The organism is Agromyces mediolanus, assembly GCF_014648575.1.
Taxonomy (GTDB): domain Bacteria; phylum Actinomycetota; class Actinomycetes; order Actinomycetales; family Microbacteriaceae; genus Agromyces; species Agromyces mediolanus.
In genome coordinates, this window is record NZ_BMRJ01000001.1 from 666,062 (window position 1) to 688,562 (window position 22,501).

Here is a 22,501-nt window from a genome sequence, read left to right on the forward strand (position 1 = left end):
GAATCCTACGGGGCCGGGCGCGCGAGGCGGAGTCGGATGGCCCGGAACAGCGCCCCCAGGGCGAACACCGCGACGCCGCCGGCGACCGCGAGCGGCGGCAGGGTCACGACGAGGACGACGCAGCCGAGCGCGCCGACGACCGCGAGGCCTTGGCGGGCACGGCGCGTGGCGGGCGATCCGCTGGAGCGGCCGAGCAGCCGGAGGGCCGCGAGGTTCGCGACGAGGTAGTAGAGGAGCACGCCGAAGGAACTGAAGCCGATGGCCTCGCGGAGGTCCGCGACGAGCAGGACGGCGATGATCGCGGTCGCCACGACGAGTTCGGCGGCGTACGGCACCTGCGTCCGCGACTGCACGGCCGCGAGGCCGCGCGGCAGCTCGCCGTCGCGGGCCATCGCGAGCGCTGTCCGGCCGATGCCCGCGATGAGGGCGAGCAGGGCGCCGAGCGCCGCGAGTCCCGCGCCGACCCCGACGACGGGCACGGCCCAGCCCCAGCCGCTCCGGCCGACGAGCTCGGCGAGCGGGGCGGCGCCCGCTGCGGAGAGGCCGCCGGCACCGAGGGCCTGCAGCAGCACCACCGCGAGGAGCGCGTACAGTGCCACGACGACGCCGAGGGCGATCGCGATGGCCCGGGGGATGGTGCGCTCGGGCGCGCGCACCTCCTCGCCGAGGGTCGCGATCCTGGCGTAGCCGGCGAAGCCGAAGAACAGCAGTCCGGCCGACTGCAGCACCCCGTAGGGGCCGGTGGCTGCTTCGGAGGCGAGCGGTCCCGCCGCGTCGCCCGAGGCGAGCCCGGAGAGGCCCGCGAGGACGACGAGGGCGAGCACGGCGAGCACGGCGGCGACGATGACGGTCGCCGCCCGCGCGGTGCGGGTGATGCCGAGCAGGTTCAGCCCGGAGAGCAGCACGACGGCGGCGATCGCGACCGGCTTCTGCCACTCGGCGGGCACGAGGTACGCGGCCGCGGTCATGGCCATCGCCGCGCAGCTGGCCGTCTTGCCGATGACGAAGCCCCAGCCGGCGAGGAAGCCCGGCCAGACTCCGAGCTCCTCCCGCCCGTAGCGGTAGGCGCCGCCGGACTCCGGGTAGCGGGCGGCGAGCCGTCCCGTCGAGCTGGCGTTCGCATAGGCCACGAGCGCGGCGAGCGCGAGGCCGAGCAGCAGCCAGTCGCCGCCGGCCCGCGCAGCCGGCGCCCACACCGCGAACACGCCCGCGCCGATCATCGAGGCGAGGCCGATGGCCACGGCGTCGCGGAGGCCGAGTCGGCGGGCGAGCGGCGAGGGGGAGGGGGCGGTCACGCTCGCACCTTAGTGCACCGGGGTGTCCACAACGCGGCGTGCGCTCCGTAGGATCGTGCCATGACCGACCCCACGCATCCCGCCGTCGATCGCGTCGCCGCCGCCCTCGCCGCCCAGGGCGTCGAGCCGCGCATCCAGTGGTTCGACGACGCCGTCACGACCGCCCAGCTCGCCGCCGACGCCCTCGGCATCGAGGTCGGCCAGATCGCGAACTCGCTCGTGTTCACGATCGACGAGGAGCCGATCCTCGTGCTCACCTCGGGGGCGCACCGGGTCGACACCGAGTGGCTGGGCGAGGCGCTCGGCGGCACGATCCGGCGCGCCTCGAAGGAGACCGTCAAGGAGGCCACCGGTCAGGTCATCGGCGGGGTCGCCCCGGTCGGCCATCCCGCGCCCGTGCGCACCCTGGTCGACGTGCACCTGGCCGAGTATCCGGAGGTGTGGGCGGCCGCCGGGCACGCGAAGACCGTGTTCCCGACGACGTTCGAGGAACTCGTGCGCATCACCGGCGGCACGCCGCACCCGGTCGAGCCGCCCCGGTCCTGACCGCCTCCCGGGTCAGCGCTCGCGCCGCGCGCCCGGCGAGGGCACGACGGTGAAGGTGCCCGGCTCCCGGTGGCCTGCGGCCGCGAACGCGGCGCGCACCGCGCCCGCCGCCTCCTCGACGCGGGCGAGCGGCACGAGCGCGATGGCGGAGCCGCCGAAGCCGCCGCCCGTCATCCGCGCGCCGATCGCCCCGGCCGCCCGGGTCGTCTCGACGGCGAGGTCGAGTTCGGGCGTCGAGATCTCGAAGTCGTCCCGCATGGAGGCGTGCGAGGCGTCGAGGAGCGCGCCGATCGTGGCCGGACCGCCCTCGTGCAGGGCGCGCACCGTGTCGAGCACGCGCCGGTTCTCGGTGACCACGTGCCGCACCCGGCGGAAGGTCTCGTCGTCGAGGAGCTCGCGCGCCCGGGGCAGCTCGCGCTCCGGCAGCTCGCGCAGGCTCGGCACGCCGAGCGCCCGGGCGCCCGCCTCGCAGGAGCTGCGCCGCGCCGCGTAGCCGCCGGTGGCGTGCGCGTGCTCGACGCGGGTGTCGACGACGAGCACGGCGAGCCCGGCCTCGGCGAAATGGAGCGGCACGACCTCGGCGTCGAGGCTGCGGCAGTCGAGGAAGACGCCGGCGTCGGCCTCCGCGAGCAGGGCGGCGGACTGGTCCAGGATGCCGGTGGGCGCACCCACGACCCGGTTCTCGGCGAGCCGGCCGACCTGGGCGAGCGTCGGCCGGTCGAAGCCGAGGCCCCAGTGCTCGTTCAGCGCGAGCGCGACGGCCGACTCGATCGCGGCGGAGGAGCTGAGGCCCGCGCCGACCGGCACGTCCGACTCGAGGTGGAGGTCGACCCCGCGGGCGTGCGCGAGGTCGGCGCCGAACTCGCGGAGCGCCCACACCACCCCGAGCGGGTAGGCGGACCAGCCGTGCTGCGCGTCGGGGTCGAGCTCGTCGAGGTGCACGACGACCGGATCCGGTGCGAACGAGCTCGACACCCGGACGGCGCGGTCGTCCCGGTCGCCGAGGGCGACGGCCGCGCGCCGGTCGATCGCGAAGGGGAAGACGAAGCCGTCGTTGTAGTCGGTGTGCTCGCCGATGAGGTTCGCCCGGCCGGGCGCGCTCCAGACTCCGGCGGGCGGGCGGCCGGAGCGGTCCTTCAGCCCGGCGGCGGCGCGCTCGACGAGATCGGTCCCGGTCATGCATCCACTCCTTCGATCGCGGCGCGCAGCGCCTCGGCCTGCGCCTCCGGCGGCACGTCGCCGATCCATGCTCCCATCGCGGCCTCCGAGCCGGCGAGGAACTTCAGCTTGTCGGCGGCACGGCGCGGGCTCGTGAGCTGCAGGGTGAGCCGCACCTCGTCGCGGTGCTCGTGCACGGGCGCCTGGTGCCAGGCCGCGATGTACGGCGTCGGAGTGCCGTAGCGCGCGTCGACGCCGCGCAGCAGCCGCCGGTAGACCACGGCGAGCTCGTCGCGCTCGGCGAGGGAGGTCTCGGCGAGGTCGGGCACGTGCCGGTGCGGCACGAGGTGCACCTCGATCGGCCAGCGCGCGGCGAACGGCACGTACGCGCTCCAGTGCTCGCCCCGGAGCACGACGCGGGGGCCGTCGAGCTCGCGGGCGACGACGTCGGCGATGAGCCCGGGGCCCGCGGTCGCGATCGCGTCGAGCAGCCGCTGGGTGCGCGGCGTCACGTAGGGGTAGGCGTAGATCTGGCCGTGCGGATGGCCGAGCGTGACGCCGATCGCCTCGCCCCGGTTCTCGAAGGGGAACACCTGCTGCACGCCGGGCAGCGCCCGCAGCTCGGCGGTGCGGTGCGCCCAGGCCTCGATGACGGTGCGGGCGCGGGAGATGGACTGCGTGCCGAAGGAGCCCTCGTGCTCGGGGCTGAAGCAGACGACCTCGCAACGGCCGAGGGAGGGCAGCGTGCGCTCGATGCCGATCTCGCGCGTCGCGGCGAGCGCCGCCGCCGGGTCGGCGTCCGGCGCGGCGAGCGCGGGCCCGAAGGAGGGGGAGCGGTTCTCGAACACCGCGACGTCGTAGCGGCTCGGGATCTCCGAGGGGTTGCCGGGCGATTGCGGTGCGAGCGGGTCGAGCTCGGCCGGCGGGAGCACGACGCGGTGCTGGCGGGCGGCGGCGATGGAGATCCAGTCGCCGCTCAGCGGGTCCTGACGCATCTCGGCGGTCGCCGGGCGCGGGGCGAGCTCGCGCTCGTCGACGGCCCGACCGGGCGGCAGCGTCGTGTCGGCGTCGTCGAAGTAGAGCAGTTCGCGGCCGTCGGAGAGGGTGCTGCGGTGCACGGCGATGCGCGGATCGGAGACGGGGAGGGCGGTCACGGCGCTACTGTACGGAACTTTCGTTTGGCAAACAAGTGACTTGCGTATTGCAAAGGTCTGCCGGGCGCGGAAGAATGGCGACCATGCCTGCCGAGCCGAGCGACGCCGCGAACCGCCACGACGTCGCCGAGCGCCGCGAGCTCACCCGCGCGCTGCTCGACGAGCGCGGATTCGTGCGGGTCGCCGACCTCGCCGCCGCGTTCGGCGTGACGAGCGTGACCGCCCGCGCCGACCTCGACGCGCTCGAACGCGTCGGCGCCGTGCGCCGCGTCCACGGCGGCGCGGTGCCCGCGGGGGAGGCCGTGCGCGCAGCCCGCGAGCCGAGCCTGGAGGAGGCCCTCGAGACCTCGGTCGCACCCAAGCAGCGCATCGGCGAGGCCGCGGCCGCACTCGTGTCGAGCGGCCAGAGCCTGCTCCTCGACGTCGGCTCCACGTGCCTGCAGTTCGCGCGCGCCCTCCGGGCCAGGCGGGACCTCGAGGACGTCACGATCTTCACCAACGGGCTCGCCATCGCCCTCGAGCTCGAACCGGAGATCCCGCGGTTCTCCGTCGTCGTCACCGGCGGCACCCTCCGGCCCCGGCAGCACTCGCTCGTGCATCCGCTCGCCGCGTCCATGCTCGACGAGGTGCACGTCGACCTCGCCTTCATCGGCTGCAACGGCGTCCACCCGGAGCGCGGCGCCACGAACCAGAACCTCCCCGAGGCGCAGGTCAAGGCCCTCATGGTGCAGGCGTCCGCGCGCAGCATCCTGCTCGCCGACGGCTCCAAGCTCGGCGAGGTGCATCTCGGCCGCATCGCCCCGCTCGAGGCGTTCGACGCGCTCGTGACGGATGCCTCGGCCCCCGCCGCGCTCGTCGCCGAGCTCGAGGCGACCGGCCTGCCGGTGCGGCTCGCCGGCTGAGCGCGCGGGCAGCCGGCGCCGGGCGGGGCGGCGCCGACCCGGCCGGTCCGCATATGGTGGAAGCATGACCCTCCCAACGGGCGAACAGCTCGTCCTCGAGACCTCGACGTCGAGCGGAGAGCTCACCGCCGTCGTGACCACCGTCGCAGCCGGGCTGCGCGCGCTCAGCCTCGACGGGATCGAGCTGGTGCCCACCTTCGGCGAGGACCGCACCCCGCCGGCCGCCGCGGGCATCGTGCTCGCCCCGTGGCCGAACCGCATCCGCGACGGCCGCTGGAGCCACGACGGCGTCGATCATCAGCTCGCCATCACCGAGCCGGCCCTCGGCAACGCGATCCACGGCCTGCTCCGCTTCACCGAGTACCGGGTCGTCGCGCAGGACCGCGACTCCGTGACCCTCGAGGCGACGATCTTCCCGCAGACCGGGTACCCGTTCCTCATCGAGACGGCGGTGCACTACGAGCTCGTCTCCGACGGGCTGCGGGTCACCCACCGGCTCGAGAACGTCGGCGCGGAGGCCGCGCCCGTGGCGCTCGGCACCCACCCCTATGTGAAGATCGGCGGCGTGCCGACGGCCGAGCTCGAGCTGCGCATCGAGGCCGACAGCCACATCGAGGTCGACGAGCGCAAGTTGCCCACCGGCGAGGTGCCCGTCGACGGCACTCCGTGGGACCTCCGCGACGGCCGGCGCGTCGGCGAGCTCTCGCTCGACGACGCCTTCGGCGAGCTCGCCTCCGACGAGGACGGCGTGATCGAGCACGTGCTGACCGCGCCCGACGGCCGCAGCGTGGCCGTGTGGGCCGACGACGACTTCGCCTACGTGCAGGCGTACACGACCGACCGCTTCCCCGGCGAGGAGCTCGCGATCGCGATCGAGCCGATGACGGCGCCCGCCGAGGCGTTCAACTCGGGCCGTGGGCTGCGCTGGCTGGGGCCGGGCGAGCAGTGGGAGCTCAGCTGGGGCATCCGCTTCCGGGGCTTCACCGCCGACTGACGCAGGCGGTCGCCGGGCGCCGGTGCGCGGCGTCGTCCGCGCCGGAGCTCGCCCTCAGCGCGCGCAGCTGCCCGTGCCGACCGGGTCCTCGAGCGAGGGCGCCGCGTCGGCGAGCGGGCTCAGCACGTCGATCGGCACGGCGAAGCCGACGTTCTGCACCGACTCCGACTTCGCGAAGACGACGCCCGCGACCTCGCCGGCGCCGGTGAGCAGCGGGCCGCCAGAGTTGCCGTGATCGACCTGCGCCGCGAACGTCGTCACCTCACGGGTCGTGGTGCGGTCGCCCTCGACGATGGTGAGCGGCCCCGTCGACATCACCGAGCCCGAGCGCAGCGTGAAGGGGCCGCCGAAGGGGTAGCCGGCGACGCCGACCGCCGTCCCGGGCTCGGGCGTGCCGGCGAGGGGCAACGGTGCGACGTCGAGCGGATCGGTCGCGATGAGCGCCAGGTCGGCCTCCCGGTCGAAGGCGACGACCCGGCCCGCGACGGCGCCCCGACCCGGCGCTTCGACGATCGGCTCGTCGATGCCGGCGACCACGTGCGCGTTCGTCACCACCCGGTTCGGCGCGACGACGAAGCCGGAACCGGTGAGCGTGCTGCCGCACTGGAACGCCGTGCCGGTGATGCGCACGACCGAGGCCGTCGCCGCGTTCACCGCGTCGCCCGACGGCCCGTCGCTCGGCAGCGCCGGCGCCGCCGTCGGACCGCCGATCACGTCGACGAGCCACGGCACGCCCTGCCCGAGCGCCGCGGTGCGGATCTCCGCGAGGAGCGCCCGCGCCGGCTCTGGCGTGACCCGCTCGAGGCCGCGCAGCACCTGCGAGCCGGCGACCGCCGGCGACAGCACGGGCACGCCCATCGATTGGACGGCGGAGCCGAGCAGCGCGACCACGAAGGCCGTGACGAGCAGATTGCCGAGCGCCCCGAGGATGCGGTCGACCACCCCGAGCTTCACGGCCCGGGCGCCGCGGCGCAGCAGCCGGCCGAGCGCCGCGCCGATCGAGGCGCCGATCGCGAGCAGCAGCACCGCCGTCGCGATCACCGCGGGCGCGCGCCACTCGGGCGCGGCGACAAGCGAGCCGACCCACGGCATCGCGAACCACGAGGCGACGCCGCCCGCGACGAGCCCGACGAGTCCGGCGGCCGTGCGCAGGAGCCCGGCGCGCCAGCCGTTCACCAGCGCGCCGATGCCGATCAGCACGAGCAGCACGTCGAGTAGCAGGCTCCAGCCCATCCGTCACCTCCGTTGCGCACACGGCGCGTTTGTGGGTTCCACCCTCTCGCACCCGGCTCGGGAACCGCTGAGGACGCGGCGGTCGACAAGGCGGATGCCTCGGCGCGGGCGCTCGGCTATCGTCGTGGTGCCCGGGGCCGCGTGCCTCGGGCGTGCCCCGGACCGGCCGGGGCGCACCCGGCGAGGAGGCTTGGATGCGGGTCGGCATGTTCCTGAACTACGCGGGCGGATTCGCGGAGGTCGCCGACGAGGTCGGCGAGCTCGAAGCCGCCGGCGTGGACCTCGTCGCCGTCCCCGAGGCGTACTCCTTCGACGCGGTCAGCCAGCTCGGCTTCCTCGCGGCGCGCACCTCGACGATCACGCTCGCCTCCGGCATCCTGCAGCTGTACACCCGCACGCCGACGCTCACCGCGATGACCGCGGCGGGGCTCGACTACGTCTCCGGCGGCCGGTTCGAGCTCGGCATCGGCGCCTCAGGGCCGCAGGTCATCGAGGGCTTCCACGGCGTGCGCTACGACGCCCCGGTCGGCCGCACGCGCGAGATCATCGAGATCTGCCGGGCGACCTGGCGGCGCGAGCCCGTCGTGCACGAGGGGCGGCACTACCGCATCCCGCTGCCGGCGGGGGAGGGCACCGGGCTCGGCAAGCCGCTGAAGCTCATCAACCACCCCGTGCGCGAGCGCATCCCCATCACGGTCGCCGCGCTCGGCCCGAAGTCGGTCGAGCAGACCGCGGAGATCGCCGACGGCTGGCTGCCGATGTTCTTCCACCCGGAGCGGGCGGGCGCGGTGTGGGGCGACGCGCTCGCCGCGGGCACCGCCCGGCGCCCGGCGGGGCTCGCCCCGCTCGACGTGTTCGCGAGCCCGGCGCTCGCCATCACCGAGCGGCCGGAGGACGTGCTGCCGCTCGTGAAGCCGCAGCTCGCCCTCTACGTCGGCGGCATGGGCGCGAGGGGCAAGAACTTCTACAACGACCTCGTGGCGAGCTACGGCTTCGCCGAGGAGGCGGCGCGCATCCAGGAGCTCTATCTCGCGGGCCGGAAGGAAGAGGCGGTCGCCGCGGTGCCGGACGAGCTCGTGCGCGCGATCTCGCTCATCGGCCCGGCGTCGTACGTCGCCGAACGGGTCGCCGCCTTCGCCGAGGCCGGGGTGACGACGCTCACGGTCACGCCGCTCGCGCGCAGCTCGGCCGAGCGCGTGGCGCTCATGGCCGGCTTCCGTCGCCTCGTCGGCTGAGGGCCGGGTGTCGGTGGTCGAAGATACGTTCGATCCAGGAGGTGGTCGCTCTGGACGACTGCAGAAGGATCGAAAGCGCACCGACACGATCGGAGCTCGGTCGGCGGATCCGGGCGGTACTCGGTGCCCCCGGGGAATTCCGACATCCCGACCCACTGATTAAAAGTCAGTTGCTCTGCCTCTGAGCTACGGGGGCTGATGCATGGCGCAGAAGACCTGCACGAGCTGCAAGCAGTCTAAGCCACTCGCCGAGTACACCGTTCGCCGGGCCTCCAGAGACGGGCTCGCGACGATCTGTCGCGAGTGCAATCGGCTGAAAGCCCGCCGGTATTACGCGAAGAACCGGGAGTACCACGTCCGCGTGATCATGGCGCGAAAGGCGGTGCAACGCAGCCTCGCGCTCGAGGCGGTGGGAACGTACCTGCTCGCGAACCCCTGCGTCGACTGCGGCGAGGGCGACGTGCGCGTGCTCGATTTCGATCATCGCGAGAACTGCGACAAATCCGCAGAAGTCATGCGCCTGGCTCAGAACGGCTACTCCGTCGCGCGGGTCATGGTCGAGATCGCGAAGTGCGAGGTGCGCTGCCGGAACTGCCACGCGAAGGTCACCTACGAACGGCTCGGCAACGACTGGCGCACGGCGCTCATGCAGCGGGTGGCCGACGAGGGCGAAGGCGAGGCCGCGTCCGAGGAGGGCGAACGCGACGACGAGCTGCGCGATCTCCCCGATCCCGGGTGAGCGGCCGGCTGCGGCGAGTATCCTTGCCGGAATGGCCTCCAGCTTCCACCGCCCTACCAAATTCCCGCCCGGCATGTTCGAGGCGTTCCTCGGCGGTGAGGACCCGGCCCAGCTGAACCGGGTCGCCCACGACACCGCGGCGGCGCTGCTCGCCCGCGTGCGCAGCGATCCCGACCCCGAGATCGTGTCCCGCCTCGTGGCGTACACCGACCGTCACGGCATCGACGCGATCGCCGAACTGTGGTCGAGGTCGTCCGCGAAGAGCCTGCCCGGGGCGCTCTGGCGCATCTACCTGCTGCGCACCCTCATCCGGCAGGATTCCGAGACGCTGAGCCTCGCCTACCGGCGCGGCAGCGAGGTCTCGCACACCATCGACCAGGTCGTGGCCGGTGCACCGGTCCCGGCCGGCCCCGGTGAGGTCATCGAGCTCGCCGACCGGATCCTGCACGGCGTCTTCGCGGGCGACTTCGCCGTCGCGCTCGACCGGGCCGCAGCGTTCGGTCGCGTCGCCGCGGCCGGCTTCGCGAGCCTCGCCGACGATGCGGACGCCGCCGACGCGGTGCACCCCGACCGTCCGGCGTCGTTCACCCGCCGCGCGCTGCGCCTCACCGAGCTCTCCGACGAGCTGACGGCGTGCGCGAAGCTCTGGCGCCGCGACGCGCTCGACTGAGCGTCCGGCGGGTGCGCCGCGTCCGGCGGGTGCGCCGCGCCCGGCGCGAGCACTCCGCGGGCGCGGAATACCCGGCCCCCGAGGTCCGTTACACTCGATGTGCCGGGCCGCAGTAACCCCGGGCTCCAATATTCGCCGCTTCGAGCGGCCTCGCGCCGAGAGGCGTTCTGCGGCCCGGCATTTCCCGTCTTCGGGGCCTGCGCCGTCGGCCGTGGGGCAGGCGGCGCGTACGATCGGAGCATGCCCGCCACCGTGACGCTCCTCATCGAGCCGCTCGCCGCCGACGACCTCACCTCCGACCTCGAGTCGACGTTCCGCGAGGTGGACGCCTCGGCGCCCGCGCTCCGCGTCGGCGAGCTCTCGACGCAGCGCGGCGACGGCATCTTCGAGACCCTCGCGGTCGTGAACGGGCACGCCCAGGAGGCCGAGCCGCACCTGCAGCGGCTGCGCAACTCCGCCGCGATCTGCGAGCTCCCCGAGCCGAACCTCGCGCAGTGGCACGCCGCGATCGAGCGCGCGACCGCGGCGCTGCCCGCCGAGGGCGAGTTCGCGATGAAGCTCGTGCTGAGCCGCGGGGTCGAGCACGGGCCCGCGCCGACCGCCTGGCTCTCGGCCGCTCCGGCGGCGGACTTCAGCGCACCGCGCGAGCGGGGTGTCCGCGCCGTCACCCTCGACCGCGGGCTCGCGCACGACGCGGCGGCGACGGCCCCGTGGCTGCTGCTCGGCGCCAAGACGCTGAGCTACGCGACCAACATGGCGGCGCTGCGCGAGGCGAAGCGGCGCGGCGCGGACGACGCGATCTTCGTCTCCTCGGACGGCTTCGTGATGGAAGGGCCGACCTCGAGCGTCATCCTCCGCCACGGCGACGAGTACTCGACCCCCGCGCCGAGCGGGGCCATCCTGCACGGCACGACGCAGCTGAGCCTCTTCGAGCACCTCGGCGAGCTCGGCCACCGCACGGCGTACCGCGACATCCCGGCGGCGGAGCTCGCGAGTGCCGACGCCATCTGGCTCGTCTCGAGCGTCCGGCTCGCCGCGGGCCTCACCGAGCTCGACGGCGTGCCCGTGCCGTTCGACGCCGAGGAGACCCGCGCCTTCAACGAGTACCTGCTGAGCCCGCGCGACTGACGCCGCACCGCCGCACGCACGCGGCGCGGCGGGCGCCCCGGAGACGACGGATGCCTCGGCGCCGATCGCGCCGAGGCATCCGCTCGAAGTGCCGGATGGCCGGTTCAGCCGAAGCGGCCCGAGACGTAGTCCTCGGTCGCCTTGACGGTCGGGTTCGAGAAGATCGTGGTGGTGTCGGCGTACTCGATGAGCTTGCCCGGCTTGCCGGTGCCCGCGATGTTGAAGAACGCGGTCTTGTCGCTCACGCGCGAGGCCTGCTGCATGTTGTGGGTCACGATCACGATCGTGTACTCCTGCTTCAGCTCCTCGATGAGGTCCTCGATGGCGAGGGTCGAGATCGGGTCGAGCGCCGAGCACGGCTCGTCCATCAGGATCACCTCGGGCGACACGGCGATCGCGCGGGCGATGCAGAGGCGCTGCTGCTGGCCGCCGGAGAGGCCGGAGCCAGGGCGGTCCAGACGGTCCTTGACCTCGTTCCAGAGGTTCGCGCCCTGCAGCGACTTCTCGACGAGGTCGTCGGCGTCCGACTTGCTCAGCTTGCGGTTGTTCAGCCGCACGCCCGCGAGCACGTTCTCCTTGATCGACATCGTCGGGAAGGGGTTCGGCCGCTGGAACACCATGCCGACCTGGCGACGCACGAGCACGGGGTCGACGCCCGGGCCGTAGAGGTTGTTGCCGTCGATCAGCACCTCGCCCTCGACGCGGGCGCCGGGGATGACCTCGTGCATGCGGTTCAGGGTGCGGAGGAAGGTCGACTTGCCGCAGCCGGAGGGGCCGATGAACGCCGTCACGGTGCGCGGCTCGATCTCGAGGGTGATGCCCTCGACGGCGCGGAAGCTGCCGTAGTACACGTTCAGGTCGTTGACTTCGATGCGCTTGGACACGTGGCTTCGATTCTCTCTGGGGGCTCGGGCGGATGGCGGTGGGCGGCCGGTCAGCGGCCGGTCTTCGGCGAGAAGAGCTTCGACACGACGCGGGCGACGATGTTCAGCAGGGCGACGATGAGGATGAGCGTCAGCGCACCGGCCCAGGCGCGGTCGATGTACGCCTGCACGTCGGTGCCCTGGTTCATGTACTGGGTGTAGACGAAGACGGGGAGCGTCATCATCCGGCCCTCGAACAGGTTGTAGTTCATGCTCGTGGTGAAGCCGGCGATGATGAGCAGCGGCGCGGTCTCGCCGATGACGCGGGCGATGGCGATCATGACGCCCGTGATGATGCCGGCGATCGAGGTGGGCAGCACGACCTTCACGATCGTCAGCCACTTCGGCACGCCGAGCGCGTAGCTCGCCTCGCGCAGCTCGTTCGGCACGAGCTTCAGCATCTCCTCGGAGGAGCGCACGACGACGGGGATCATCAGCACCGAGAGCGCGACCGCGCCGCCGAAGCCCATCCGGATGCCGGGGTCGCCGGTGAACAGCGCGAAGAGGGCGAAGGCGAACAGGCCGGCGACGATCGAGGGGATGCCGGTCATCACGTCGACGAAGAAGGTGATGCCGTGCTTAAGTTTGCCGCGGCCGTACTCGACGAGGTAGATCGCGGTGAGCAGGCCGACCGGCACCGAGATGAGCGCGGCCATGCCGGTGATCAGCAGGGTGCCCATGATGGCGTGCAGGGCGCCGCCGCCGGCGCCGACGACGTTGCGCATCGACTCGCTGAAGAACTGCACGTCGAAGCGGGGGATGCCGTTCGCGATCGTCGTGTACGCGACCGAGATGAGCGGCAGCAGGGCGATCGTGAACGCGGTCGAGACGAGCGCGGTGACGAGGCGGTCCTTCGCCTTGCGGGTGCCCTCGACGACCCGGGAGAGCACCCAGATGACGATGCCGTAGAGCACGACGCCGAGGAACACCGCGGCCGCGATGTTGAAGCCCGTCCCGCTCGCCGCCGCGAGGATCACGAAGAAGGCGGTGGTGACGGCGAGGCAGCCGAGGAGCACCCAGAGGGCGGCGAAGCGGGGCAGCTTGCCCGCGGTGAGCGTGTTGGCGATGGGGCCGGTGCTGCGGCCCGTCGGCGCCTGCTGCGGGGTGACGGTGAGGCTCATCAGTTGGCTCCCGAGAAGTCCTTGCGGCGCTCGACGATGTACCGCGCGAGCATGTTGACGGCGAGGGTGATGACGAAGAGGATCAGACCCGTCGCGATGAGGATGTTGACGCCGATGTCGTGGGCCTCGGGGAAGTTCAGGGCGATGTTCGCGGCGATCGTGGTCGGGTTCTGCGACTGCAGCACCGCGAAGCTGATGACCGCGGCGGGCGAGAGCACCATCGCGACGACCATCGTCTCGCCGAGCGCGCGGCCGAGGCCGAGCATCGAGGCCGAGATGATGCCGGGGCGGCCGAACGGCAGCACCGCGAGCTTGATCATCTCCCAGCGGGTTGCGCCGAGCGCGAGCGCCGCCTCCTCGTGCAGCACGGGCGTCTGCAGGAAGACCTCGCGGCTGAGGGCGGTGATGATCGGCAGGATCATCACGGCGAGCACGATGGCGACGGTGAGGATCGTGCGGCCGGTGCCCGAGACGGGCCCGGCGAAGAGCGGGAACCAGCCGAACCACTCGGTCAGGCTGGTGTAGAAGGGCTGCACGGCCGGGGCGAGCACGGTGATGCCCCAGAGGCCGAAGACCACCGAGGGGACGGCGGCCAGCAGATCGATGACGTAGCCGAGCGCCTGGGCGAGCCGGCGCGGCGCGTAGTGCGAGATGAACAGCGCGATGCCGATCGCGACGGGCACGGCCATCAGCAGGGCGAGGGCGGCGGCCCAGATGGTGCCGAAGACGAGGGGGCCGACGTACTGCCAGAAGTTCTCGGCGTCGCCCTTGAAGGCCGTCGGCTCCGCGGTGAAGGCGGGCAAGGCCTGGGCGACGAGGAAGATCGCCACCGCGGCGAGCGTGACGAGGATGAGGCTGCCGGACACGACGGTCGCGGTGGAGAACACACGGTCGCCGGGGCGCTGCTTCGCTTTGATGGCGGGGGCCGCGGGGGCTGTCGTCATGGCCGGGTTCTTTCCAGGAGGTGGGCCGTCGGGGGAGGTGCCGCGTGACCGCGGCGAGCCGGCCCGGCCGGAGCGGAGGCTCCGACCGGACCGGCGATCGCGTTACTTGACCGACTCGAGAGCGGCGGCGACCTTGTCGGCCAGCTCGCTCGAGAGCGGGGCGGAACCGGCCTGCTCGGCGGCGGTGGCCTGGCCGGCCTCGCTCGCCAGGTAGCCGACGTAGTTCTTCACGAGCTCGCCCTGCTCGGCGTCCGCGTACTCCTGGCAGACGATCGCGTAGCTCACGAGCACGAGCGGGTAGTGGCTCGGGTCCGTGGTCTTGCGGTCGAGCGCGATGGCGAGGTCGTTCGCCTCGCGACCCTCGACGAGGGGCGACTCGGCGACGACCGCGGCAGCGGCCTCGGCGGTGTAGCCGACGAACTCGTCGCCGACCTTGATGTTCGCGACACCGAGGTCGCCGGCGCGCGAGGCGTCCGCGTAGCCGATGGTGTTCACGCCGTTGGTGACGGCGTCGACGACGCCCGAGGTGCCCTGGGCGCCCTCACCGGCCTGGTACGGGAACGTGTCGGACGGCTTCTGGTCCCAGGCCTCGGGGGCGTTCTGGTTCAGGTAGTCCGCGAAGTTCTTCGTGGTGCCCGAGTCGTCCGAGCGGTGCACGGCGGTGATGTTCGCGGCGGGGAGCGTCGCGCCCGGGTTGAGCGAGGCGATCGCCGGGTCGTTCCAGGTGGTGATCTCGCCCTTGAAGATCTTCGCGAGGGTGGCCGCGTCGAGGTTCAGCTCGTCGACGCCTTCCACGTTGTAGATCACGGCGATCGGGGAGATGTACACCGGGAGGTCGATGGCCTTGGTGTCGGGGGCGCACGCGGCGAAGGTGCCGGCGAGCTCGTCGTCGTTGAGGAACGAGTCCGAGCCGGCGAAGTCGACGCCGCCGGCGATGAAGGCCTCGCGGCCGGCACCCGAGCCCGAGGGGTCGTAGTTGATGGTGACGTCGGGGTTCTCCGTCTGGAAGGCGGCGACCCATGCCTCCTGGGCCGAGCCCTGCGACGAGGCGCCCGCAGCGTTGATGGTGCCCGAGAGCGACGAGGCCGACTCCGAGGGGGCGGTCGAGCCGCCCTCGTTCGCGGCACAGGAGCTGAGCGCAACGGCGGCGACAGCGGCAACGACCGCGGCGCGGCCGAGACGTGAGACGTTCACTGTGTTCCCTTCAGGGGATCGTTTGCAGGTTCCGGGTCGGTGCTCCGGCCCGATGCTGGTGACGCTAAGCGCCTCGGATGACCAGCATTCGCCCCATTGGTGAACGGCAGGTGAACGGGACGTCAACGCGCGATGCGGTTCATCCGCGCGGCGCGTGCGTCTCGATGGAGATGATGCCCGACGACGGGTTCGTCGCCGAGAGGTGGACGACGCTGAACGCGCCCGGTTCGAGCTTCGCCGCGTCGCTCGCGTAGTCGCCGATCGGGGTGCCCGTGGCGAGCGCGAACTCGCGCAGCACGTCCGGCAGCAGCGGGCGGTGCGTGCACAGCACGGCGGGCTTGCCGACGCGGACGCGCTTGCCGACGACGCGGCGGATCTCGGCGGTCCCGGCGTCCCAGGCGTCCTGGGAGAGGCCGGCGTCGCGCTTGATCGGCACGCCGATCGCCGCCGAGAGCGGGGCGACGGTGGTCACGCAGCGCACGGCGGGGCTCGAGACGATCCGCTTCGGGCCCCACGCCGCGAGCGTGGCGGCGAGGCCGGCGGCCTGCTGCACGCCGCGCTCCGCGAGCGGGCGCGCCTCGTCGGGGCCGTCCCACTCGCTCCGGCCGAGCGCCTTCGCGTGGCGCAGCACCGTGAGCGCCACGGTGCCGAGCACCCCCTGATCGACGAGCGCCGCGAAGGCATCCAGGATCTCGACGTCCGGCTGGTAGCTGAGGTAGCCGCGCGCCCGCTTGATCGTGACCCACTCGAGCGCGGCGACCTCGCCGTTCGGGCGGAACGTCGAGCGCTGCACCGCGCGCTCGCTGACCTCGGCCGCCCAGTAGTGCACGACCTTCTCGCGGCCGGACGGCAGCGGGTAGCGGGAGATGCCGAGCGGCACGCCGAGCGCGACGCCGAGCCCCGTCTCCTCCGCGATCTCGCGCACGGCGGTCTGCGGCAGCGTCTCGCCCGGGTCGACCTTGCCCTTCGGGATCGTCACGTCGCCGTAGACGGTGCGGTGGATGACGAGCACGTGCACCCGGCCGTCGATGAGGCGCCAGCACACGGCCCCCGCCGCGTACACCGCCGTCTGCACCGCCGGGCTCACCGGCGCTTCCCGGAGCGCGGACGCTGAGCCATCTGCTGCATGAGGCTATTCTGCAGGTCCTCGAGCGGTCGCCCGTCGGCGTCGAGGGAGTGGCGCGTCCACACCCCCTCGCCGTCGAGGTGCCAGGAGCTCGTGCGCTCGTCCATCCCGCGGTCGAACAGGGACTCGATCTCGAGCAGGTGCTCGGGGTCGACGAGCCGCACGAGCGCCTCGACGCGGCGGTCGAGGTTGCGGTGCATCATGTCGGCCGAGCCGATGTAGACCTGCGGGTCGCCGTCGCCGAGGAAGGAGAAGATGCGCGAGTGCTCGAGGTAGCGGCCGAGGATCGAGCGCACCGTGATGTTCTCGCTGAGCCCGGGGATGCCGGGGCGGAGGCTGCAGATGCCGCGCACCCAGACCTCGACGGGGACTCCCGCGTTCGAGGCCCGGTAGAGCGCGTCGATGATCGCCTCGTCGACCATCGAGTTGACCTTGATGCGGATCCGGCTGGGGCGCCCCGCCTCGGCTGCGCGGGTTTCGGCCTGGATGAGCTTCAGCAGCCCCTTGCGGAGGTGCAGCGGCGCCACGAGCAGCCGCTTGAACTTCTTCTCGATCGCGTAGCCGGAGAGCTCGTTGAAGAGCCGGGTGAGGTCCTTGCCGACCTGGTCGTCGGCGGTCAGCAGCCCGAGGTCTTCGTAGATGCGGCTCGTCTTGGGGTTGTAGTTGCCCGTGCCGATGTGGCTGTAGTGGCGCAGCCCGCCCTTCTCCTGGCGGATGACGAGCGCGAGCTTGCAGTGCGTCTTCAGCCCGACGAGGCCGTAGACGACGTGCACACCGGCCTTCTCGAGCTTGCGCGCCCAGCTGATGTTCGCCTGCTCGTCGAAGCGCGCCTTGATCTCGACGAGGGCGAGCACCTGCTTGCCTGCCTCTGCGGCGTCGATGAGCGCCTCGACGATGGGGCTGTCGCCCGAGGTGCGGTACAGGGTCTGCTTGATCGCGAGCACGTCGGGATCGGCGGCGGCCTGCTCGAGGAAGGCGACGACGCTCGTCGAGAACGACTCGTAGGGGTGGTGCAGCAGCACGTCGCGCCGCGAGACGGCCTTGAAGATGTCGGCCGGGCGGTTCGGCTCGCTCGGCTGCAGCTGCGGATGCGTCGTCGGCACGCGCGGCGGATAGTGCAGCTCCGGGCGGTCGATCCGCGCGAGGTCGAACAGGCCGCCGAGGTCGAGCGGCGCGGGCAGGCGGTAGACCTCGCGCTCGGTGATGTCGAGCTCGCGCACGAGGAGGCCGAGGGTGACGTCGTCCATGTCGTCGGTGACCTCGAGCCGGATCGGCGGGCCGAATCGGCGTCGCCGGAGCTCCTTCTCGAGCGCCTGGATGAGGTTCTCGGTCTCGTCCTCCTCGACCTCGACGTCCTCGTTGCGGGTCACCCGGAACACGTGGTGCTCGACGATCTCCATGCCGGGGAACAGGTCGCCGAGGTGGTTCGCGATGAGGTCCTCGAGGGTGAGGTAGCGGCCGTCGTCGGAGCCGTCGCCCGTGCCGACCGCGACGAAGCGGGGGAGCATCTGCGGCACCTTCACGCGGGCGAACTCCTGGCGGCCCGTCTTCGTGTTGCGCACGCGCACCGAGAGGTTCAGGGAGAGCCCCGAGATGTAGGGGAAGGGGTGCGCCGGGTCGACCGCGAGCGGCATCAGCACGGGGAAGATCTGCAGCGAGAAGTACTCGCGCAGCCGAGCCCGCTCCTCGTCGGCGAGCTCGGTCCAGCGCACGACTCGGATGCCCTGGTCGGCGAGGGCCGGGCGGACGAGCTCCTGGTAGGCCGCGGCGTGGCGCTCCTGCAGCTCGTGCGCGGCGCGGGAGATGTCGTCGAGCACGTCGACGGGGGAGCGGCCGACGTTCGTCGGCACGGCGAGCCCGGTGTCGATGCGGCGCTTCAGGCCGGCGACCCGCACCATGAAGAACTCGTCGAGGTTGGAGGCGAAGATCGCGAGGAAGTTCGCGCGCTCGAGGACGGGCTGCAGCGGATCCTCGGCCAGCTCGAGCACGCGCTGGTTGAAGGCGAGCCAGCTGAGCTCGCGATCGAGGTAGCGCTCGGCGGGCAGCTCGGGGGCGCCCTCGAGGTCGAACGGCTCGAAGTCGTCGTCGAAGTCGCTCGACGTGCGGTCCTCGTCGATCATGTCCGTCATCCCGCCATCATGCCACCGGGCGGTGTCCGCGAGGCATCCCGCGGGTCAACGCGCGGTGACCTGCTCGCCGGCGGGCTCGTCGTCCTCGTGCACGTTGAAGCGGTAGCCCACGTTGCGCACGGTGCCGATGAGGCTCTCGAGCTCGCCGAGCTTCGCCCGGAGCCGGCGGACGTGCACGTCGACCGTGCGGGTGCCGCCGAAGTAGTCGTAGCCCCACACCTCGCTGAGCAGCTGCTCGCGGGTGAAGACGCGCGAGGGGTGGCCCGCGAGGAAGCGGAGCAGCTCGAACTCCTTGTAGGTGAGGTCGAGCGGGCGCCCGTGCACCTTCGCCGAGTAGCTCGCCTCGTCGATGACGACGCCGGAGGCCTGGATCTTCTCGCTCGGCAGCGCGTCGCGGCTGCGTCCGAGTGCGAGCCGGATGCGCGCGTCGAGCTCGGCAGGCCCGGCGCCCTCGAGCACGAGGTCGTCGACGCCCCACTCGGGGGTGACGGCCATGAGGCCGCCCTCGGTGCAGATGAGGATGAGCGGGACCGAGAGGCCGGTCGTGCGGAGGATCTGGGAGAGGGCCTTGGCCCCGGCGAGGTTGGTGCGGGCGTCGAGCAGGATGAGGTCGCAGTCGGGCGCGTTGACGAGCTGCTCGGGCGAGGCGGGGATCACCCTCGTCCGATGCGCCAGGAGCGCCAGAGCCGGGAGGACGTCATCGTCGGCGGCCGGCGACAAGATCAGCAACTGCGCCACGCACACCCTCCAGTAGTAAGGTGCGGTCAATACTACGGGCAACGGCGAGCGGTCGTCGCGAACGGGGAGACGGAGCGGGATGGACAGCAGCGAGGCCGAGGGCGGACGAGTCGGCATCGTCCTGATCTGGCTGATCGCGCTCGCGGGATCGGTGCTCGTCGTCGCCCTCGCGTACGGCGGTCAGCGGGTCTGGTTCGGCGACAGCAGCGCGCTCGGCGTGTACCGCGCGCTCGGCGTCGTCTTCGCGGCATCCGTGCTCGGTGCGCTGCTCGCGCAGCTCGCCTCCCGCCGTCCGGCCGGCTACGTCGCCAGGGCGAGCGTCTCGGTCGGCGGGGCCGCGGTGCTCGTCGCACTCGCGGCCGCGGCGGTCGCGCCCCTCGCCGTCGGTCTCAGCGGGTAGACTGCTGGCATGGATCAGCTGGTCGCTCTCGAACTCCTCTTCATCGGTCTGCTCGGCCTCGCGACCGTCACGATCGCCTGGATCTCGGGCGTCGTCGTCTACAAGCTCTTCAAGGGCCAGCGCTAGGCGCTGAGGCATCGCGATGATCGAGCTGCCCGTCGGCCTGCCCGCCGAGCTCGTGCCGCTGTCCTGGCTCCTCGGGGTCTGGGAGGGCTCGGGCGTCATCGACTACACGATCGGCGACGAATCGGTCACCCGGGAGTTCGGCCAGCGCGTGAGCTTCAGCCACGACGGCCTGCCGCACCTGAACTACACCTCCTACACCTGGCTCTTCCCGGCGGAGGAGGGCGGTGACCCGGTGCCGCTCACGACCGAGACGGGCTACTGGCGCCTCGCCCGTCCGCGTGGTGAGGGCGACCCCGGCCCGGCGATGCTGCCGGCGAGCGCCGAATCCGCGTACACCGACGCCGAGCAGGTCGAGGCGCTCCGCAACGCCGACGGCGGCTTCGACCTCGAGGTGCCCATCGTGCACCCCGACGGCGTCACCGAGCTCTACCTCGGCCAGGTCAAGGGCCCGCGCATCGACCTCGCGACGGACGCCGTGATCCGCACGAGCGGGGCGAAGCCCTACGCCGCGGCCACCCGCCTCTACGGCCTCGTCGACGGCCACCTGCTCTGGGCCTGGGACATCGCGGCGCTCGGGCAGGACCTGCGCACGCACGCCTCGGCACGCCTCGCGAAGGCCGACTGATGAGCGATCCGTTCCTCTCCGTGCCCGGCGCCGTCGTCGCCGAGGGCGTCGACGCCGGCGTCCCCGGCCACTACGGCGAGCCGATGCGCGAGCAGCGCGCGCTCGAGCGCGGCACGGCGGTCGTCGACCTCGGCGGCCGGGGCATCGTGACGGTCTCCGGGCCCGACCGGCTGAGCTGGCTGCACTCCATGGCGAGCCAGGCGCTCGATCGACTGGCACCCGGCGGCAGCGCCGAGGCGCTCTTCCTCGACGCCAACGGTCACATCGAGCACGTCGCGCACGTCATCGACGACGGCGAGCGCAGCTGGCTCATCGTCGAGGGCGACGAGGCCGCCGCGCTCGCCGCGTTGCTCGACCGCATGCGCTTCATGCTGCGGGTCGAAGTGGCCGACGTCAGCGCCGAGTTCGCCGTGCTCGGCGCCCTCTCGACCGAGGCGCTCGACGCCGCCGTCGCCGCGGCCGCCCCCGCCGGCGTCGCGCTCGACTGGCACGACCCCTGGGCCGCCGGCAGCCCGGGCGGGCACCGCTACGCGCCCGAGGCCGGGCACCCGGCGGCATCCTGGACCTGGGTCGAGCGCATCGTCCCGCGCACCGCGCTCGAGGATGCCGCGGCCGCGGTCGCCGCGGGCCGGGTCGCCGCGGCAGGATCGCTCGCGGCCGAAGCGCTGCGCATCGCCGCCTGGCGCCCGCGCCGCGCGACCGAGGTCGACGAGAAGGCCATCCCGCACGAGCTCGACTGGCTGCGCAGCGCCGTCGATCTCGGCAAGGGCTGCTACAAGGGGCAGGAGACCGTCGCCAAGGTGCTGAACCTGGGCCGCCCGCCGCGCCGTCTCGTGCTCCTGCACCTCGACGGCAGCGACACGGTGCTGCCGGCGGCGGGCGACGAGATCGTCGCCCTCAAGGTGCGGCCCGAGCCGGCCGAGGGCGAGCAGCCCGAGCGTCGGGTCGTCGGCCGCATCACCTCGAGCGCCATGCACTACGAGCTCGGACCGATCGCCCTCGCCGTCGTGAAGCGGGCCGTGCCGGCCGAACTCGAGCTCATCGTCGAGAGCCACGGCATCGACGTCGCGGCGGCGCAGGTCGAGATCGTGCCCGCCGACGCCCGCTCCGCGGTCGACGTGCCCCGCCTGCCGCGCCTCGGCGTCCGCCCCTAGCCGGCCCGAGCCTGCCCGAGCCGAGCCGGGCTGCCTGCCGGCTGCTGCGCTCGCACCCGCTCAGGACGGCGGCGCGACCGCGGCCCAGTCGAGGGTGAGTTCGCCGAGGCGCCAGCGGCGCACGCCGTCCCGCACGGGCCAGCCCTCGGCCCGCAGCCGGCCGACGACGTCGATCCAGCGCTGCGACGGGCCGTAGACCGAGAGCGGCGCCGCCTGGGCCCAGGCCCGATCGAGGTCCACGAGCAGGCCGTGCACGCGTTCGCCGGGGACGTTCCGGTGGATCAGCGCCTTCGGCAGCCGTTCGGCGACGACGGAGGGGCGCTCGAGGTCCCGCAGGCGCAGGCTGATCGTGAAGCTGCGCGGTCCCTCGGCGGTGATCCCGACCCAGCTGGCGATACGGCCGAGCTCGTCGCACGTGCCCTCGACGAGCAGGCCGCCCGGCGCGAGCCGGTCGGTCATCCGCGCCCAGGCCGACGCGACCTCGCGCTCCTCGTACTGGCGCAGCACGTTGAAGGCGCGGATGACGGCGGGCCGGCGCTGCCCGGTCGGCACCTCGAAGCCGCCGCGCGCGAACGCGACCGGCAGCTCGGGGTCGAACGCCGTGCGGCCGGCTCGCACCTCGGCGAGCTGGTCGTCGGCGGTGCGCACCCGGGCGGGGTCGATCTCGAGGCCGAGCACCTCGACGTCCTGGCGGCGGCGCCGGAGTCGGGCGGCGAGCTCGAAGGCGGTGACTCCGCTCGCGCCGTAGCCGAGGTCGACCACGAAGGGGTCGGCCGCGAGGCGGAGCGACGGCTGCTCGGCGATCCAGCGGTCCACCCGGCGCAGCCGGTTCGTGTTGGTGGTGCCGCGCGTGATGGCGCCCTCGGGACCCGCGGAGGCGCGGCGGGCGGACGGGGGCGGCGGCATTCCTCCAGTCTCGCAGGGCGCGACCCGGTTCGTCGCGGCGCCGAGCGCCGCCGCTAGGCTG

General features: G+C 73.0%; 22 protein-coding genes and 1 tRNA gene. 10 read left to right on the forward strand and 13 right to left on the reverse strand.

What is annotated here, in order from left to right:
• Nucleotides 1-5: 5 nt before the first annotated feature.
• Nucleotides 6-1,295, reverse strand: coding sequence for an APC family permease (locus IEY71_RS03075; RefSeq protein WP_189083818.1), 1,290 nt, complete (start codon nt 1,293-1,295; stop codon nt 6-8).
• Between the two features lie 60 nt (nt 1,296-1,355).
• On the opposite strand from IEY71_RS03075, the gene IEY71_RS03080 reads away from it, so the two are divergent.
• Nucleotides 1,356-1,841, forward strand: a complete 486-nt coding sequence (locus tag IEY71_RS03080; protein ID WP_189083819.1) for a YbaK/EbsC family protein — start codon at nt 1,356-1,358, stop codon at nt 1,839-1,841.
• 12 nt (nt 1,842-1,853) lie between these two features.
• On the opposite strand, the gene galK is transcribed toward IEY71_RS03080, so the two are convergent.
• Entirely contained in the window at nt 1,854-3,020 is a 1,167-nt protein-coding gene (gene galK, locus IEY71_RS03085; protein ID WP_189083820.1) for a galactokinase, read from the reverse strand.
• Nucleotides 3,017-4,153, reverse strand: a complete 1,137-nt coding sequence (gene galT / locus IEY71_RS03090; protein ID WP_189083821.1) for a galactose-1-phosphate uridylyltransferase — start codon at nt 4,151-4,153, stop codon at nt 3,017-3,019. The genes galK and galT overlap by 4 nt, the downstream gene beginning before the upstream one ends.
• An 83-nt stretch (nt 4,154-4,236) precedes the next feature.
• On the opposite strand from galT, the gene IEY71_RS03095 reads away from it, so the two are divergent.
• Nucleotides 4,237-5,055, forward strand: coding sequence for a DeoR/GlpR family DNA-binding transcription regulator (locus IEY71_RS03095; protein ID WP_189083822.1), 819 nt, complete (start codon nt 4,237-4,239; stop codon nt 5,053-5,055).
• A gap of 64 nt (nt 5,056-5,119) precedes the next feature.
• Complete coding sequence (locus IEY71_RS03100; RefSeq protein ID WP_189083823.1) at nt 5,120-6,049, forward strand: aldose 1-epimerase family protein; 930 nt, start codon at nt 5,120-5,122, stop codon at nt 6,047-6,049.
• A gap of 54 nt (nt 6,050-6,103) precedes the next feature.
• Here the strand turns inward: IEY71_RS03100 and IEY71_RS03105 are convergent, their stop codons facing one another.
• On the reverse strand, nt 6,104-7,282 hold the full coding sequence (locus IEY71_RS03105; protein WP_189083824.1) for a MarP family serine protease: 1,179 nt from the start codon (nt 7,280-7,282) through the stop codon (nt 6,104-6,106).
• A 194-nt stretch (nt 7,283-7,476) separates the two neighbouring features.
• Between IEY71_RS03105 and IEY71_RS03110 the strand changes: the two genes are divergently transcribed.
• Nucleotides 7,477-8,517: an LLM class F420-dependent oxidoreductase gene (locus tag IEY71_RS03110; protein ID WP_189083825.1), complete on the forward strand. Its 1,041-nt coding sequence runs from the start codon at nt 7,477-7,479 to the stop codon at nt 8,515-8,517.
• Between the two features lie 124 nt (nt 8,518-8,641).
• On the opposite strand, the gene IEY71_RS03115 is transcribed toward IEY71_RS03110, so the two are convergent.
• Nucleotides 8,642-8,713, reverse strand: a tRNA-Lys gene (locus tag IEY71_RS03115).
• A gap of 6 nt (nt 8,714-8,719) precedes the next feature.
• Here IEY71_RS03115 and IEY71_RS03120 point away from each other — a divergent pair.
• The 3 genes from IEY71_RS03120 to IEY71_RS03130 all read left to right on the forward strand — a co-directional run bounded on the left by IEY71_RS03120 (nt 8,720) and on the right by IEY71_RS03130 (nt 11,054).
• Entirely contained in the window at nt 8,720-9,256 is a 537-nt protein-coding gene (locus IEY71_RS03120; RefSeq protein WP_189083826.1) for a hypothetical protein, read from the forward strand.
• Nucleotides 9,257-9,287: 31 nt separating this feature from the next.
• Complete coding sequence (locus IEY71_RS03125) at nt 9,288-9,926, forward strand: DNA-directed RNA polymerase subunit beta (protein WP_189083827.1); 639 nt, start codon at nt 9,288-9,290, stop codon at nt 9,924-9,926.
• A 240-nt stretch (nt 9,927-10,166) separates the two neighbouring features.
• Entirely contained in the window at nt 10,167-11,054 is an 888-nt protein-coding gene (locus IEY71_RS03130) for an aminodeoxychorismate lyase (protein WP_189083828.1), read from the forward strand.
• A 104-nt stretch (nt 11,055-11,158) separates the two neighbouring features.
• Here the strand turns inward: IEY71_RS03130 and pstB are convergent, their stop codons facing one another.
• From pstB to IEY71_RS03165, 7 genes are all read right to left on the reverse strand, one after another.
• The gene (gene pstB, locus IEY71_RS03135; protein ID WP_189083829.1) at nt 11,159-11,938 is read right to left on the reverse strand and encodes a phosphate ABC transporter ATP-binding protein PstB; all 780 of its coding nucleotides are present in this window, start codon (nt 11,936-11,938) and stop codon (nt 11,159-11,161) included.
• Nucleotides 11,939-11,988: 50 nt separating this feature from the next.
• Nucleotides 11,989-13,098, reverse strand: a complete 1,110-nt coding sequence (gene pstA / locus IEY71_RS03140) for a phosphate ABC transporter permease PstA (RefSeq protein WP_189083830.1) — start codon at nt 13,096-13,098, stop codon at nt 11,989-11,991.
• Complete coding sequence (gene pstC, locus IEY71_RS03145; protein ID WP_189083831.1) at nt 13,098-14,042, reverse strand: phosphate ABC transporter permease subunit PstC; 945 nt, start codon at nt 14,040-14,042, stop codon at nt 13,098-13,100. The genes pstA and pstC overlap by 1 nt, the downstream gene beginning before the upstream one ends.
• Before the next feature lie 102 nt (nt 14,043-14,144).
• Nucleotides 14,145-15,236 carry a phosphate ABC transporter substrate-binding protein PstS gene (gene pstS / locus IEY71_RS03150; RefSeq protein WP_189083832.1) on the reverse strand — a complete coding sequence of 364 codons (1,092 nt, stop codon included), beginning with the start codon at nt 15,234-15,236 and terminating at the stop codon, nt 14,145-14,147.
• Between the two features lie 139 nt (nt 15,237-15,375).
• Entirely contained in the window at nt 15,376-16,323 is a 948-nt protein-coding gene (locus tag IEY71_RS03155; RefSeq protein WP_229781502.1) for an NUDIX hydrolase, read from the reverse strand.
• On the reverse strand, nt 16,320-18,491 hold the full coding sequence (locus tag IEY71_RS03160) for an RNA degradosome polyphosphate kinase (RefSeq protein ID WP_189083833.1): 2,172 nt from the start codon (nt 18,489-18,491) through the stop codon (nt 16,320-16,322). Before IEY71_RS03160 ends, IEY71_RS03155 begins: the two co-directional genes overlap by 4 nt.
• A 45-nt stretch (nt 18,492-18,536) precedes the next feature.
• Nucleotides 18,537-19,229, reverse strand: a complete 693-nt coding sequence (locus IEY71_RS03165; RefSeq protein WP_229781503.1) for a winged helix-turn-helix domain-containing protein — start codon at nt 19,227-19,229, stop codon at nt 18,537-18,539.
• A 79-nt stretch (nt 19,230-19,308) separates the two neighbouring features.
• Here IEY71_RS03165 and IEY71_RS03170 point away from each other — a divergent pair, with 79 nt between their 5' ends.
• From IEY71_RS03170 to ygfZ, 3 genes are all read left to right on the forward strand, one after another.
• A complete protein-coding gene (locus IEY71_RS03170; protein WP_189083835.1) occupies nt 19,309-19,629 on the forward strand; it encodes a hypothetical protein in 321 nt (106 codons plus the stop codon).
• 142 nt (nt 19,630-19,771) lie between these two features.
• Nucleotides 19,772-20,380 (forward strand): nitrobindin family protein, encoded by a 609-nt coding sequence (locus IEY71_RS03175; protein WP_189083836.1) that lies wholly within the window; start codon nt 19,772-19,774, stop codon nt 20,378-20,380.
• Complete coding sequence (ygfZ, locus tag IEY71_RS03180) at nt 20,380-21,534, forward strand: CAF17-like 4Fe-4S cluster assembly/insertion protein YgfZ (protein WP_189083837.1); 1,155 nt, start codon at nt 20,380-20,382, stop codon at nt 21,532-21,534. The genes IEY71_RS03175 and ygfZ overlap by 1 nt, the downstream gene beginning before the upstream one ends.
• A 60-nt stretch (nt 21,535-21,594) precedes the next feature.
• Here the strand turns inward: ygfZ and IEY71_RS03185 are convergent, their stop codons facing one another.
• The gene (locus IEY71_RS03185) at nt 21,595-22,440 is read right to left on the reverse strand and encodes a class I SAM-dependent methyltransferase (protein WP_189083838.1); all 846 of its coding nucleotides are present in this window, start codon (nt 22,438-22,440) and stop codon (nt 21,595-21,597) included.
• Nucleotides 22,441-22,501 lie beyond the last annotated feature (61 nt).

Coding starts and splice junctions, on each gene's coding strand:
- galK (WP_189083820.1), bottom strand. CDS start 3,020: ATGACCGGGACCGATCTCGTCGAGCGCGCCGCCGCCGGGCTGAAGGAC.
- IEY71_RS03095 (WP_189083822.1), top strand. CDS start 4,237: ATGCCTGCCGAGCCGAGCGACGCCGCGAACCGCCACGACGTCGCCGAG.
- IEY71_RS03175 (WP_189083836.1), top strand. CDS start 19,772: ATGATCGAGCTGCCCGTCGGCCTGCCCGCCGAGCTCGTGCCGCTGTCC.
- IEY71_RS03170 (WP_189083835.1), top strand. CDS start 19,309: ATGGACAGCAGCGAGGCCGAGGGCGGACGAGTCGGCATCGTCCTGATC.
- IEY71_RS03105 (WP_189083824.1), bottom strand. CDS start 7,282: ATGGGCTGGAGCCTGCTACTCGACGTGCTGCTCGTGCTGATCGGCATC.
- pstC (WP_189083831.1), bottom strand. CDS start 14,042: ATGACGACAGCCCCCGCGGCCCCCGCCATCAAAGCGAAGCAGCGCCCC.
- IEY71_RS03125 (WP_189083827.1), top strand. CDS start 9,288: ATGGCCTCCAGCTTCCACCGCCCTACCAAATTCCCGCCCGGCATGTTC.
- pstA (WP_189083830.1), bottom strand. CDS start 13,098: ATGAGCCTCACCGTCACCCCGCAGCAGGCGCCGACGGGCCGCAGCACC.
- IEY71_RS03130 (WP_189083828.1), top strand. CDS start 10,167: ATGCCCGCCACCGTGACGCTCCTCATCGAGCCGCTCGCCGCCGACGAC.
- IEY71_RS03120 (WP_189083826.1), top strand. CDS start 8,720: ATGGCGCAGAAGACCTGCACGAGCTGCAAGCAGTCTAAGCCACTCGCC.
- IEY71_RS03185 (WP_189083838.1), bottom strand. CDS start 22,440: ATGCCGCCGCCCCCGTCCGCCCGCCGCGCCTCCGCGGGTCCCGAGGGC.
- IEY71_RS03160 (WP_189083833.1), bottom strand. CDS start 18,491: ATGACGGACATGATCGACGAGGACCGCACGTCGAGCGACTTCGACGAC.
- IEY71_RS03110 (WP_189083825.1), top strand. CDS start 7,477: ATGCGGGTCGGCATGTTCCTGAACTACGCGGGCGGATTCGCGGAGGTC.
- IEY71_RS03080 (WP_189083819.1), top strand. CDS start 1,356: ATGACCGACCCCACGCATCCCGCCGTCGATCGCGTCGCCGCCGCCCTC.
- ygfZ (WP_189083837.1), top strand. CDS start 20,380: ATGAGCGATCCGTTCCTCTCCGTGCCCGGCGCCGTCGTCGCCGAGGGC.
- IEY71_RS03100 (WP_189083823.1), top strand. CDS start 5,120: ATGACCCTCCCAACGGGCGAACAGCTCGTCCTCGAGACCTCGACGTCG.